The organism is Crossiella sp. CA198 (genome assembly GCF_052078295.1).
In the GTDB taxonomy this organism is placed as follows: domain Bacteria; phylum Actinomycetota; class Actinomycetes; order Mycobacteriales; family Pseudonocardiaceae; genus Crossiella.
In genome coordinates, this window is record NZ_JBQJIM010000022.1 from 94,589 (window position 1) to 108,147 (window position 13,559).

Sequence of the window (13,559 nt, forward strand, 5' to 3'; positions counted from 1 at the left end):
CCCGCCGGTGACAATCACACCTGGTGGGCTCGCTCACAGCGAAATTAGGTGCGCCTATCTTCTGCCGCCAGAAGAACAAAGAGGTGATAGTGCCCAGGTCAGCGGGGCTGCGGCAGGGTAAGCCGGGTGCCTAGGGCGGCCGCTCCGGCCAGCGAACCCACTGACAGAAGAACCAGCGAGCGCCAGTCGTCGGTCAGCAGCACGTCCCCGCCGGGCCCGGCCACGCCGAAGACGACCACCGCGCCGAGCCAGGCCAGGAACGGCAGCGCGACCACGATCATCCGGCTGCTGCACCGGGCCGCGGCCAGCACCAGCCAGGGCGTGGTGACCGCCGCGATGAGGATGGTCACCGGCAGCGGCCAGTTGTAGGCACGCGGCACATCCGGCCAGAAATCCCACACCCGCAGCGGCAGGAAGAGCAGCTCCAGCCAGGCCAGCAGCACCGCGTCCAGGATGAGCACCACCAGCACGACCGGGTTGGCCAGCACGGCCACGCGTTCGAGGAGCGGCCGTCGTGCGCGCTCTTCGACCGGTAGCTCCTCGACCTCGGTCACCGTGTCCCGCCTCCGTCCGTACCGGGTGCACCTCCCCCGCCGAAGAGGTCGGTGGCGATCCCCTCGGCGCTGCCGCGGGCCAGCACGAACTGCTCGGTGGCCAGCACCGGCTGGGCGATGCCGTTGGACAGGGCGTACGCGGCCGCGCCGTCGTTGCCCTGCCACACCTGCACCTGGGTCGCGTGCGCGCGCAGCGCACTGAGCTTGGCAGGTACGTGATCGGTGATGTCCACCGAGGTGGTGATCAGCGCGTCGTCCACCGCGGGCAGCTCGCCGTCCGCTGGCAGCCGGAAGGGCAGGCTGTCCAGCTCCTTCAGCCCGGCCACCCCGAGGTCCAGGTGCGCCCGCGCGGTCACCGTGTGGAAGACCCGGTCGATGCCGGGCACCTCGGCGGTGGCCGCCATGGTGACCTCGTGCGCGCGGATGTGGTCCGGGTGGCCGTAGCCGCCGAAGCTGTCGTAGGTCACCACGACCTGCGGCTTCACCTCGCGCAGGATCGCGGCCAGTGCCGTGGTCTGCTCGTCGAGGTCACCGGCGACGAAGCTGCGCGGGTGCTTGTTGGCCGCGGTCCCGGCCATGCCGGAGTCCCGCCAGCGGCCCATGCCGCCGAGGAAGCGGTGGTCGATCACGCCGAGGGCGGCGCAGGCCCCGCGCAGTTCGCCGACCCGGTAGCCGCCGAGCTGGTCGGCGGCCTCCGGACCCAGGCCGCGCAGGCCTTCGGGGATGACCTCGCCCTCTTCGCCCAGGGTGCAGGTGACAACGGTCACATGCGCGCCATAGGCGGCATAACGGGCGATGGTGCCGCCGGTCCACAGGCTCTCGTCGTCCGGATGAGCGTGTACCAGCAGCAACCGTGGTGGGGCGGTCAGTGTCACCGGAATAGCCTAGTGGCTCAGAGTTGAACCGTTTTGCCAGATGTCACCACAGCGCGGTAACTCTTCAGTGTGACGCTGCGCGACATTCAGCCATCAGGGTGCGGCCGGTACGCCACCTAGTCGCTGACTTCCCACTCGGCCACGTTCCAGGTCACGCCCAGCCGAGGGTGGTAGGTGACCTTGTCGATGGTGTCCCGGTAGCCGACCATCGTGGGCACCTGGAACAGCGGCAGCGAGGTGATCTCCTCGGCCAGCGTGCGGTCCACGTGCTGGAGCAGGTCGGTGCGCTTGGCCGCGTCCAGCTCGAAGCCGACCTGGTTCAGCTCGGCGTCCACGGTCTGGTTCGACCAGCCGCTCCAGTTCTGCCCGCCGGTGCTGGCGTACATGCCCTTCTTGTCCGACTTCCACTGGGTGCCCACCCAGCCGAAGAGCGCCACGTCGTAGTCGCCCCGGCTGTTGCGCCCGTCCAGGAAGGCCGGATCGGTGTCATCAACGATCTTGATGCCGGCCAGTTCGCAGGAGGACTGGATCAGCTCCACGGTCTGTTTGCGCCGGGGCAGCCCGTTGTGGCTGATCCGGATCTCCAGTGTCTTGCCGCCCTTGTCGAAGTACCGGCCGTCCCGCCGCCAGCCCGCGGCCAGCAGCGTCTTCACCGCCTCCTCCGGGCTGTCCAGCATGAAGTTGCCGTAGTTGTCCCGGTAGCCGTCCTCGCTGGGCAGGAACAGCAGGCTGTTCAGCGGTCTGGCCGAGGGGTCGACGCCGCGCACGACCTTCTGCACGATCTCCCCGCGCCGCACGCACTGGGCGAAGGCGTGCCGGACCGCCTTGTCCTGGAACAGCGCCCGCCGCCAGTTCAGGTCAAGGTGCTCGAAGGTGAGCCCGCCGCCCGCGGAGTACTTCACGCCCTGGGCGCCCAGCCCGCGCAGGGTGGCCGCGGTGTTCGGATCCGGCTGCGGCGCGATCACCTGCATCTTGTTCTCCTGCAGGGCGCGCACCTGGTTGGCCGGATCGGCCTCGCTGCGCAGCACCACCGAGGCCGGGCCGCCCCGGTTGCCGATCCACTTCTCGTTGCGCACCAGCCGGACCTGTGAGCCCGGCTGCCAGCTCTCGATCCGGTACGGCCCCGAGCCGGGCATCAGCCGCGGGCTGAACCCGGTCCAGCCGGTGTTCCAGAACTTGGACACCTTCTCCAGCTCGGCGTCCGGGGAGTTCGGGCCGACCTTGGTGATGTCGGCGATGCCGGTCTCCCGCTCCAGCACGTGCGCGGGCATCAGGTGGGTGGCGTCGAAGCGGCTCTTGTAGTCAGGGAAGGGCTTGTCGTAGGTGGTGACGAAGGTCAGATCGTCCTTGCACCGCGGGGTCATCAGCTCATAGCCAGTGGTGGCCGCCGGCCGGAAGTACTTGGCTGGCTTGCCATCCGGGCCGGAGACGGGGGCGCCGGTGGCGTCGTTGCGCACCGCCTTGCCGCTCTGGGCCAGCCAGGCCAGGTAGAAGTCGTCGCAGTCCCACGGCGCGCCGTCGGACCACTGCACGCCCGGCCGGATCCGGTAGGTGACCACCTGCGGGGCGGTGGAGGTCAGCTCCACGCTGAGCATCACATCGGTGTTGAGCAGCGGCAGCAGCGTGTCCTCGTGCACGAACGGACCGGCCAGCACCGGGGTCAGCGCCAGGGTGTTGTTGAAGTTGCCCGCGTCGGCGACCTGGTTGTTGAACACGGTGTAGGGCAGGTCGTGGCCGATGACCACCTCGCCGCCGGAGCGCACCGCGGGCAGCTTGTAGCGGTCGGCGCCTGGCTCGCGGCCCTTGGCGCCGGTGCGCTGGCTGTCGCCGTTGAGGCCGGCGTCGTCCGTCGCGGAGGAACAGGCGCCCGCGACCAGCGCGAGGCAGGTCAGGACCGCCACAAACGCGCGCACGGGTACTCCTACCGTTGACAGGGACACGTGCGGAGGTTATGGAGACCCGCAGCGGCGGTCACCATCAGGCCACGGATCGTGACCAAAGGGTGATGCCGTTATGCGGAGCGTTACTTGGGCAGGTTGCGCTTCCAGGTGTTGGCCGTGGTGAACGGACCGGCGAACGGCGGGCCAGGGTCCACCCCGGTGACCTCGGTCCCGGTGGCGAGCACGTCGGCGAGCTGGAACAGCGGCACCGCGATCACCTGCTGCCACAGCGTGGTCTCGATCCCTGGCAGCACCTGGGCCAGTGGCGCGGCCCCGGTCAGCGCGGAGTCGATCACCGGTTGCAGGGTGCGGTCGCAGAACCCGGCCGGGTTGGCAGGCGGATCCGTCTGCACGGCGGGGCAGCCGAAGCCGGAGGCCAGCACGGTGGCCGGATCGCCGTCCACCACCTGCGGCACCACCGCCAGGTCGACCACGCCCGCGTCCACGCTGGGCGTGCCGGTGGCCGAGGTCGGCGGGGCGCTGGTGCTGCTGCTCGGCGCGGTGGTGCTGGTGGCCGTGGGCGGGGTGCTGGGCAGCATCTCGCCGAAGAGCTGGTCGCCACCCGAATTGGTGATCTTGGCGTCGATGCCGAAATCGGCCAGCTGCCGCCGGATCAGGCCGGCCAGCGAGGCGTAGGGCTCGCGGTCGGTCGGCGCGCCGATGGTGATGCCCAGCGGCCGTCCCTCCCTGGCCCACTTGCCTGCCGCGTCCCGCCGGTAACCCAGTTCGGTGAGCAGCGCGTCCGCCCGGCCGTGATCCGGCCGCGCCGCCGGGCTGTCCGCTGGCATGGTCGGCGCGTAACCGGCCTGCACCGGCCCGTAGACCTGGGCGTCGGCCCGCTGGCTGGCTGCCGGGCCGTTGCCGGTGCCCGCGGCGATCAGCGCGTTGCGGTCGATCACGCTGACCAGCGCGGTGCGCATGCGGACATCGGCCAGCACCGGGCTGACCGGGCGCAGCAGCAGCTGCACCGTGCTGCCACGCGGGATGGTGGTCAGCTTGGCCACCGGTCCGAGCGCGGCCAGCTGCTCCATCGCGGCCTGGTCGGGGGTGAGCACCAGGAGCTGGTCGTTGCCGCTGCGCAGCGCCCCGGTCAGACCGGGCACGTCGGTGCGGCGCAACACGATCCGGCCCAGCGTGGCCGGGGTGCCCCAGTAGCGGTCGTTGCGCTCCAGCGCCACCTCGCCGCGGACCAGGTCGAGCTGCCGGATGGAGAACCGGCCGCCGGAGGCCGGGAAACTGGTGTCCAGCACCGCGTTCCAGCCGCCGAAGGCGTCCTTGAGCAGATGCGCGGGCAGCAGGTTGCGGAACAGCGAGCGCCAGCCGGGGTAGGGCTTGCTGAAGACCACCTCGACCGTCTTGCCGCTGTCCCTGGAGACCACGTTGCTGATCAGCCGGTAGCCAGCCGGGTTCACCGTGCCCGGCTGGGTGGTCATCTGCCGCCACAGGTAGTCGAAGTCCTCGGCCGCGATCGGCCCGCCGTCGGACCAGGAGGCGTCCTTGCGCAGCGAGTAGGTGACGGTGAACGGCTCGCTCTTGGTGACCTGGGCGCTGTTGAGCACCGCCGGATCGGGCCGCGGCACGCCGTCAGGGCCGGGCCGGAAGGCCGAGGGCAGGATCAGCGTGGCCAGCGCGGTGGTGGCCACCGACTGGTCGGCCAGCACGTGCGGGTTGAACCCGCGCGCCAGCCGGTCCACCCCGACCAGCACCTCGTTGACGTCGATCACCTTGGTCGGCGCGCCCTGCGCGCCGGAGGTCACCAGCGGTGGCGGCGGGGTGCTCGTGCAGGCGGCCAGCACGCTGACGCCCAGCAGGACGAAAGCGCAACGCCGTGTCCTGGATGCGGCCGAGCCCACTCGGCACTCCTCCCTAGATGATCACCCCAGCCAACGCCAGGCTGGTGGTGCAGAGGCTCCCAGACCGTAGCCGAAGCCCTGTGAACGGGACGTCTGAACCCCGGTTCAGGTTGTGCGGGATGCCCTTCGAAAAGCGGACGCCCCCGCGAACAGCGGCCCGCGGGGGCGTCCGGTCAGACTTTCAGATCACGCCTTGTCGCGAGTCTTGGCGCGGGAGCGCTCGCGGCCGCGCAGGGTCGAGTCCAGGATCAGCTTGCGGACGCGGATGACCGAGGGGGTCACCTCGACGCACTCGTCGCTGGAGCAGAACTCCAGGGCCTCTTCCAGGCTCAGCTTGCGGGGGCGGGCCAGCCGCTCCAGCTCGTCGCCGGTGGAGGAGCGCATGTTGGTGAGCTTCTTCTCCCGGCAGACGTTGACGTCGAGGTCCTCCGAGCGCGGGTTCTCGCCCACGACCATGCCCTCGTAGGCCTCGGCGCCCGGCTCCACGAAGAAGGTGCCGCGGTCGGCCAGCTGGATCATCGCGTAGCTGGTGACCGCGCCGGTGCGGTCGCACACCAGCGAGCCGGTGTGCCGGGTGCGCAGTTCGCCCACCCACGGGAAGTAGCCCTCGAAGACGTGGTTGGCGATGCCGGCGCCGCGGGTCTCGGTGAGGAACTCGGTGCGGAAGCCGATCAGGCCGCGCGCCGGGATCACGTAGTCCAGCTTGATCCGGCCGGAGCCGTGGCCGGACATGTTCTCCATCCGGCCCTTGCGGTTGGCCAGCAGCTGGGTGACCGAGCCGAGGTGCTCCTCGGGGGTGTCCACGGTCAGGCGCTCGAACGGCTCGCAGAGCTGGCCGTCGATGGTCCTGGTGACCACCTGCGGCTTGCCCACGGTCAGCTCGTAGCCCTCGCGGCGCATCTGCTCGACCAGGATGGCCAGCGCCAGCTCGCCACGGCCCTGCACCTCCCAGGTGTCCGGACGCTCGGTGGGCAGCACCTTGATCGAGACGTTGCCGACCAGTTCGGTGTCCAGCCGGGCCTTGACCAGGCGGGCGGTCAGCTTGTCGCCGCCGTTGCGGCCTGCCATCGGGGAGGTGTTCACACCGATGGTCATGGAGATCGCGGGCTGGTCCACGGTGATCCGGGGCAGCGGGTCCGGGTTGTCCAGGTCGGCGAGGGTGTCGCCGATGGTGATCTCCGGGATACCGGCGATGGCCACCAGGTCACCGGCGGAGGCGAACTCGGCGGGCACCCGCTCCAGCGCCTCGGTGATCAGCAGCTCGGTGATCTTGACTCGCTGCGTGGTGCCGTCCTCACGGCACCAGGCCACCCACTCGCCCTTGCGGATCTGGCCAGCGTGGATGCGGCAGAGCGCGATCCGGCCGAGGAAGGCGGAGGCGTCCAGGTTGGTGACCAGGGCGCGCAGCGGGGCCTCGGCGTCGCCGGTGGGCGGCGGCACGTGCTCCAGCAGCACGTCGAAGAGAACGTCCAGGTTCTCCGCGTCCGGCATGCCGCCGTCGGCGGGCTGCTCCAGGCTGGCCTTGCCCGCGCGAGCGGAGGCGTAGACGACCGGCAGGTCCAGCACGGCCGACATGTCCAGGTGCTCGACGCCCTCGGCGTCCAGGTCGGAGGCCAGCTCCAGCAGCAGGTCGTGGGTTTCCTCGACCACCTCGGAGATGCGCGCGTCCGGCCGGTCCACCTTGTTGACCACGAGGATCACCGGGAGACCGGCGGCCAGGGTCTTGCGGAGCACGAACCGGGTCTGCGGCAGCGGGCCCTCGCTGGCGTCCACCAGCAGCACCACACCGTCGACCATGGCCAGGCCGCGTTCGACCTCACCACCGAAGTCGGCGTGGCCGGGGGTGTCGACCACGTTGATGGTCATGACCCCCTCGGGGGTGAGTCGCTTCACGGCGGTGTTCTTGGCGAGAATGGTGATGCCCTTCTCGCGCTCCAGTTCACCGGAGTCCATGACGCGGTCGACCAGCTCGGCGCGGGCGGCGAAGGCCCCCGACTGCCGGAGCATCGCGTCGACGAGAGTGGTCTTGCCATGGTCGACGTGCGCGACGATGGCGATGTTGCGAAGATCGGTCCTGACGGTGGCCGGCGCGGCGGTGGGCACGCGAAACTCCTCGGAATCTGCCTGTTGGGAGATGGCCACCGGCTTCTGCGCCGCTTCGTAGCCCACCCCATGCTATCCGCCCGGAAGCACCTCGCCGGACGGATCCCCTAGTTGATCAGGTAAGCCTAACCTACTATGAGGCAAACCTAGGGGAGTGGGAGCCGCCGCGTGGGCAAGGTCAAGAAGAAGTGCTGTCGCTCAAAACCGCGTTGTAAGCGATGTCCGGTACTGGCTCTCAAAAAGGCCAAAGAGAAGTTAAAGAAATAGCAAGAAACATGGAGTTGTGGCCCCGCCGGGCACAGCGGACAGGAATACCTGCCGGGGGCTGCCGACGGGAGCCGGCGAATGGTGGACGTAGCGGTGTGACGGGCCGCAACGGACTGCTGAACTCAGCTCGCGAGCAACTCGTTGTAGGCGAGCAGTGCGGGCGCGGTGCGGGAGGCTTCGAAGTCGATCACCTCGTGGCGGACCACTCGGCGCAGCTTGAAGGGGTCGGTGGCCAGGATGGCGTCCAGGTGACCGCGCACCATGGGACGGGTGACGATCAGTCGGTCATGACGGGCGCCCAGGGTCCGGCAACGGCCGGAGAGCAGGAAGTTGCCTGCCGCGTACTGCCGGTCGAGCCACGCTGCATGCTCCGGCAGTACCAAATCGACCTCGTCGGTCGAGACGGTGTAGTTCAGCAGCACGATGTACATAACTTGAAAATACGCCCGTGCACCGAGTTTGGATCACATGGCCATTTCGACTTATACGCTTTCTTAACACCCCCCGGCCGGGGTACTACCACCGTGTCGGCGAGCACGATGTGTCATCGGACACGTTCGGCCGAACCGTGATGGTCTAGGATGCTCCTCATGCGCTTGATGTCCAGTCTCTGGCGGGCCGCCCACCGGCGGCCCTAGTCACGCGCACCCATCCTGACCACAGGCCGCCGCTGCGAGGCGGCCTGTGGTGTATGTGCAGCACATCCGGTCCCCGCGGCGGCGCACGAACCCGCGAGGAGACCCTCGATGACCCAGTTCTCCGGCATCCAGCCAACCGGCCTGACCCACCTCGGCAACTACCTCGGCGCGCTCCGGCAGTGGGCTGCCCAGCACGGTCCGGATGATCTTTTCTGCGTCGTTGACCTGCATGCGATGACCATTCGACACAACCCGAACGTGTTGCGAGCCCGTGCCAGAGAGCAACTGGCGATGCTCCTGGCGGCCGGCGTGAATCCGGACATCGCGTGTGTTTTCACCCAATCGGACCTCATCGAGGAGCACGGCGCCCTGACCTGGGTGCTGGAGTGCGTGGTGTCCTACGGCGAGCTGGCCCGGATGACCCAGTTCAAGGAGAAGGCCAAGGGCCAGGACGGGGTGCGGGCCGGGTTGTTCACCTACCCGGTGCTGATGGCCGCGGACATCCTGCTGCACGGCGCGGACGAGGTGCCGGTCGGCGATGATCAGCGGCAGCACCTGGAACTGGCCCGCACGCTGGCCAAACGCTTCAACTCCACCTATGGCGAGGTGCTGACCGTGCCCAGGGCGGTGACCCCGCGAGTGGGTGCCAGGGTGGCCGATCTGGCCGCGCCGGAGAAGAAGATGTCCAAGTCCAGCGGCGACCAGTCCGGCACCGTGCTGGTCATGGATCCGCCGGAGCTGGTGCGCCGCAAGATCACACGCGCGGTGACCGACCAGTTCGGCGAGGTCCGGCACGACCCGGCGAACCAGCCGGGCGTGACCAACCTGCTGGACATCCTCGGCGCCTGCACCGACCGGGATCCGCGGCAGCTGGCCGGGGAGATCCGGGGCTACGCGGAGCTGAAGGAGCAGACGGCGGAGGCGGTGGTCGAGGCATTGCGGCCGGTGCGCGAGGGCACCACCGCGTTGCTGGCGGATCCGGCCGAGCTGGACCAGATCCGCGCGCACGGCGCGGAACGGGCCAGGGCCCGCTGCCGGCACCGGCTGGACGCGGTGCTGAAGGTCACCGGCCTGCGCTGAAGGTCACTGCTGGTCCGCGCTGACCTGCTCGGTCAGCGCGACCAGGGCGGGCACCAGCACCCGGTCGGCGGCCACCCAGTCGAGTCCGGCCAGGTGCGCCGCCGCCACCCAGCGCACCGCCCGGTGCTCCACCGCGCGTGGCTGGACGTCCGCGGCGTCCAGCCACGCGGTGTGCGTGCGCAGCAGGCCAACCCCGGGCAGCGGGATGTCCGGGCCGAGCCTGCCCAGCGGGCGCACCACCACGCCCATCTCCTCGTGGCACTCCCGGACCAGCGCCTCGACCTCGGTCTCCCCCGGCTCGACCCGGCCGCCGGGCAGTTCCCACTTGCCTGCCAGGCTCATCGGGTAACTGCGTTGCTGCACCAGCAGCTTGCCCTCGCGCACCACCGCGGCGGCCACCACGATCTTCGCCGCGGCCAGCTCCAGCGAACGCAGCTCCACCTGGGTGCGGTGCGCGGCCAGCAGGCGCAGCACCAGCCTGCGGAACATCAGCAGATCGCCGAGTTTGCCCAGCGGGTTGTTCCAGCTCAGGCTCTCGGTGACGAGCACGCCGCCACCGGTGTCGGCCACCCGCACGGTGACCCCGCCGCCGTTGTCGGTGACCAGGCTCAGCCCGTGCTCGTCCACGTGGTCCACCCGCAGCCGCTGCGCGGGCAGCAGCGGGAACCCGCACTTCAGCTCATCCCCCAGGACCAGCAGCGCACCCTCGGCGTTGACCTGCAACCGGCCACCGGCGGCGGCCACCGCCTGCCCCCAGGTCGTGACCTCCCGCAGCGCCGCCGCTACCGTCCGCACCGGCGCGTCGATGAGGACCGTGGACCGCAACACACCCATGCCCGAATCCTGTCAGCCGCGCCTGACAGGTCAGGGTTTGGGCCAGCGGATCTCGAACCGGGCGCCGCCCTCCGGGGAGCCCGCGGCCCGCACGGTGCCACCGCGCCTGCGGACCAGATCGGCCACCAGGGCCAGCCCGAGACCGGCTCCGCCGCTGGCCCGGTCCCTGGCCTCGTCCACCCGGTGGAAGCGGTCGAAGACCTGATCCCGGTGGTCCTCTGGCACGCCGGGGCCGTCGTCCTCCACCAGCAACCGGCCCTGCGCGCCCGCGGGCAGCACCAGCACCCGGACCAGGGCGCGGGCGTAGCGGGCGGCGTTGCGCAGCACGTTGTCCACCACCAGCTCGACCTCGCGGGGGGCGGCCAGCACCAGCACCGGGGTTGGCGCCTCCACCCGGACCACGATGCCGCGCTCGCCCAGCCGGGCGGCCGAGGCCCTGGCCACCGCGACCAGGTCCACCGGCTCGGCCTCGGGCAGGTCCACCGCGTCCGCGCGGGCCAGCATCAGCAGATCGTCGACCAGTGCGGAGAGCCGCTCGGCCTCCACCGCGATATCGGCCAGCGTCTCCTGGGCCAGTTCCGGATCGGGGTGGGCCACCGCGACCTCGGCCTGCACCCGCAGCGAGGCCACCGGCGAGCGCAGCTCGTGCGCGGCGTCCCCGCTGAACCGGCGCATCCGCTCGGTCGCCTCGTCCCGCCGGGCCAGCAGCGCGTTCAGCTCCTCGGCCAGCGCGCGCAGCTCGTCCCTGGCCTCGGGCACCGGCAGCCGCTGGCCGGGTGGCAGCGCGCCCGCGGCGGCCCGCATCCGCTGCACCGGGCGCAACGCCAGCCGCACCGCCACCCAGGCGGTGCCCGCCACCGCGAGCATGGACAGCAGCGCGCCGGGCAGGAACCAGTAGCCCGCGCGCTCGAAGACGCTGAGGTAGGCGGTGAACTCGGTGCCGACCACGACCAGCCGCTGCACCCCGTCCGGCCCGCTGACCACCTTGCCGACCCAGCGCACCGCGGGTCCGAACCGCTCCTCGCCCTCGGCCTCGTCCTCATCCGGGCTGAAGAAGCCGGGGAAGACCGACACGCCCTGACCCGCGCGCAGCTGCCGGACCTGCCAGTCGTGCAGCAGCACCGGCGGCAGGCCGTCGGCGGCGCCGCCGGAGGTGTCCAGCACCCGGATCCGCTGGTCCCGCTGTCCGGCCCCGGCCGGGCGGCCCGCGGTGATGTCGGCGGAGACGCTGTCCAGGGTGGCCCGCAGCTGGCCGTCCACCTGGTCGGTCAGCGCGGAGGCGAAGATCGCCGAGGTCACCTGGGCGATCCAGCCGAAGACCAGCAGCGCGACCGCGGCGACCACCATGGTGATCCGGGCGCGCAGCGTGCGCCGGACCCACCACTGGCGTATCGCCCGGAACATCACGCCTCCCGCGGGGCTTCGGCGCTGGCCAGGTAGCCGTGCCCGCGCACGGTGCGCACCAGGTGCCCGGCGCCCACCGCCTCCAGCTTGCGCCGCAGGTAGCCGACGTAGACCTCCACCGCGTTGCGGGTGGCCGCCTGCTCATCGCCCCAGGCCGCGCGCAGCAGCTCGTCCTTGCTGACCACCACGCCCGGCCGCCCGGCCAGGGTGGCCAGCACCGCGAACTCGCGCGGGCTCAGCGCGACCGGCGCACCGGCCCAGCTCACCTCGCGCACCGCCCGGTCCACGATCAGCTCGCCCAGCCGCAGCACGTCGCGGGGTCCGCTGTCCGCGCCGCTGCGCCGCAGCAGCGCCTTGACCTGGGCCACCAGCACCACGAAGGAGAAGGGTTTGACCAGGTAGCCGTCCGCGCCCAGGTCCAGCCCGTCGGCCTGGTCGACCTCGCCGTCCTTGGCCGAGACCATCAGCACCGGGGTGCGCACGCCCTCGGCGCGCAGCCGCTCCAGCACCCGGTAGCCGGACAGGCCGGGCAGCATGATGTCCAGCAGCACCACGTCGAAGGAGCCGGTCAGCGCCGCGCGCAGGCCGGAGTTGCCGTCGGGGGCGGTCACCACCTCCATGCCCTCCGCGCGCAGGCCGCGTTCCAGCGCCCGGCGCACCCCAGGTTCGTCGTCCACCACCAGCACTCGTGCGCTCACCGGGCAAGCATGCCGGTGTTCGCGCAGGTCGTGCGGGAGGCTCTCAGTGCTCTCTCAGCGAAAGGGCGGCATTCTCAGTGGTGTCTCAGCAGGGCGGGGCCAGTCTCGGCTGCACGGGACGACCCCGATTCGCAAGGAGGAGACATGGACCGAAGGAAGGCCACAGTCACGGCGGCCACGGCCGGCGCGATGGCCGGTGTCGTCGGGCTCGCGCTGCTGGCGCTGCCCGGTGGGGCCGGCGCCGCGCCGACGTTGCCGTCGGTGGCCGCCGAGGACCTGGTGCAGTCGGTGCTGACCACCACGCCGCCCGCGCTCGGGGGCACCGTCGAGGTCACCAACAACCTCGGCCTGCCCGCGATCCCTGGCGCGCCCCAGGTGGCCACGGGCAACAGCAAGCTGCGGGTCTGGACCGACGGAGCGGGCAAGAGCCGGGCCTCGGTGCCGGACGGCCAGAACGAGAAGACCATCGTCCAGGACGGCACCACCGTCTGGAGCTGGGACTCGGCCGAGCGCAAGGTGACCAAGTCCAGCGTGGACGCCAAGACGCTGGAGCAGAAGAAGGCCGAGTTCGACAAGGACAAGAAGGTCCAGCCCACCGATCCGGCCAGTGCCGCCCGGGAGCTGGTGAGCCTGGTCCGCCAGCAGAGCGACCTGTCCGTGGACGGGACCGCCGAGGTGGCCGGGCGGCCAGCCTACGAGCTGGTGCTGACGCCGAAGCCGAACGAGCGCACGCTGCTGCGTGGCGTGCGGGTCGCGGTGGACGCGGAGAAGCGCATCCCGCTGCGGGTGACCGTGCTGACCAACGGCACCGACGCCCCGGCACTCCAGGTGGGCTTCAGCCAGCTCAACGTGGGTCCGCAGGACGCGAACCTGTTCAAGTTCACCCCGCCGGCCGGGGCCACCGTCGAGGAGCGCAAGCTCGACGACAAGGTCAAGGAGCACAAGGCTCCCACCCCGGCTGAGCTGGACAAGGCCAGGAAGGAAGCCGAGAAGGCCTTCCAGGTCGTCGGCGAGGGCTGGGACACCACCATCGTCGGCAAGCTGCCGGAGCAGGCGCTGAAGCAGGCGCCCAAGCCGGCCGAGGGCAGCCGGGGTCAGCGTGGCGGCAACGCCGCGGGCAACCCGCTGGACCTGGTCAAGCAGCTGGGCAAGGAGGTCAACGGCTCCTGGGGTTCGGGCTGGGTCATCGAGACCAAGGTCGGGACCGCGCTGGTCACCTCCGATGGCCGCTTCGCGGTCGGCGCGGTGCCGCAGCAGGTGCTCACCGAGGCGATCGGTCAGGTGAAGTGACTGCCGGACTGGCGGGCACGGAG

Annotated in this window: 11 protein-coding genes; 2 read left to right on the forward strand and 9 right to left on the reverse strand. The window is 70.9% G+C overall.

What is annotated here, in order from left to right; all coding sequences use genetic code 11:
- Positions 1-98: 98 nt before the first annotated feature.
- The 6 genes from ACTOWY_RS32295 to ACTOWY_RS32320 form a co-directional block, all read right to left on the reverse strand.
- Positions 99-554, reverse strand: coding sequence for a hypothetical protein (locus ACTOWY_RS32295; protein ID WP_441313382.1), 456 nt, complete (start codon positions 552-554; stop codon positions 99-101).
- Positions 551-1,429 carry an N-acetyl-1-D-myo-inositol-2-amino-2-deoxy-alpha-D-glucopyranoside deacetylase gene (gene mshB, locus ACTOWY_RS32300; protein WP_441313383.1) on the reverse strand — a complete coding sequence of 293 codons (879 nt, stop codon included), beginning with the start codon at positions 1,427-1,429 and terminating at the stop codon, positions 551-553. Before mshB ends, ACTOWY_RS32295 begins: the two co-directional genes overlap by 4 nt.
- 116 nt (positions 1,430-1,545) lie before the next feature.
- Positions 1,546-3,342, reverse strand: a complete 1,797-nt coding sequence (locus ACTOWY_RS32305) for an ABC transporter family substrate-binding protein (RefSeq protein ID WP_441313384.1) — start codon at positions 3,340-3,342, stop codon at positions 1,546-1,548.
- 110 nt (positions 3,343-3,452) lie between these two features.
- Complete coding sequence (locus ACTOWY_RS32310) at positions 3,453-5,222, reverse strand: ABC transporter family substrate-binding protein (protein WP_441313385.1); 1,770 nt, start codon at positions 5,220-5,222, stop codon at positions 3,453-3,455.
- A 186-nt stretch (positions 5,223-5,408) separates the two neighbouring features.
- Complete coding sequence (gene typA / locus ACTOWY_RS32315; protein WP_441313386.1) at positions 5,409-7,325, reverse strand: translational GTPase TypA; 1,917 nt, start codon at positions 7,323-7,325, stop codon at positions 5,409-5,411.
- Between the two features lie 389 nt (positions 7,326-7,714).
- Positions 7,715-8,023, reverse strand: coding sequence for a YciI family protein (locus tag ACTOWY_RS32320; RefSeq protein WP_185000083.1), 309 nt, complete (start codon positions 8,021-8,023; stop codon positions 7,715-7,717).
- A gap of 315 nt (positions 8,024-8,338) precedes the next feature.
- On the opposite strand from ACTOWY_RS32320, the gene trpS reads away from it, so the two are divergent.
- Entirely contained in the window at positions 8,339-9,310 is a 972-nt protein-coding gene (gene trpS / locus ACTOWY_RS32325; protein ID WP_441313387.1) for a tryptophan--tRNA ligase, read from the forward strand.
- Between the two features lie 3 nt (positions 9,311-9,313).
- Here trpS and ACTOWY_RS32330 read toward each other — a convergent pair whose 3' ends face one another.
- From ACTOWY_RS32330 to ACTOWY_RS32340, 3 genes are read right to left on the reverse strand one after another with little or no spacing between them, the layout of a single operon-like run.
- Positions 9,314-10,144, reverse strand: a complete 831-nt coding sequence (locus tag ACTOWY_RS32330) for a (deoxy)nucleoside triphosphate pyrophosphohydrolase (RefSeq protein WP_441313388.1) — start codon at positions 10,142-10,144, stop codon at positions 9,314-9,316.
- Positions 10,145-10,174: 30 nt separating this feature from the next.
- Positions 10,175-11,548 (reverse strand): ATP-binding protein, encoded by a 1,374-nt coding sequence (locus ACTOWY_RS32335; RefSeq protein WP_441313389.1) that lies wholly within the window; start codon positions 11,546-11,548, stop codon positions 10,175-10,177.
- Positions 11,548-12,246 (reverse strand): response regulator transcription factor, encoded by a 699-nt coding sequence (locus tag ACTOWY_RS32340; protein ID WP_247755824.1) that lies wholly within the window; start codon positions 12,244-12,246, stop codon positions 11,548-11,550. Before ACTOWY_RS32340 ends, ACTOWY_RS32335 begins: the two co-directional genes overlap by 1 nt.
- Before the next feature lie 144 nt (positions 12,247-12,390).
- On the opposite strand from ACTOWY_RS32340, the gene ACTOWY_RS32345 reads away from it, so the two are divergent.
- Positions 12,391-13,536 carry a LolA family protein gene (locus ACTOWY_RS32345; RefSeq protein WP_441313390.1) on the forward strand — a complete coding sequence of 382 codons (1,146 nt, stop codon included), beginning with the start codon at positions 12,391-12,393 and terminating at the stop codon, positions 13,534-13,536.
- The last annotated feature ends 23 nt before the right edge of the window (positions 13,537-13,559 follow it).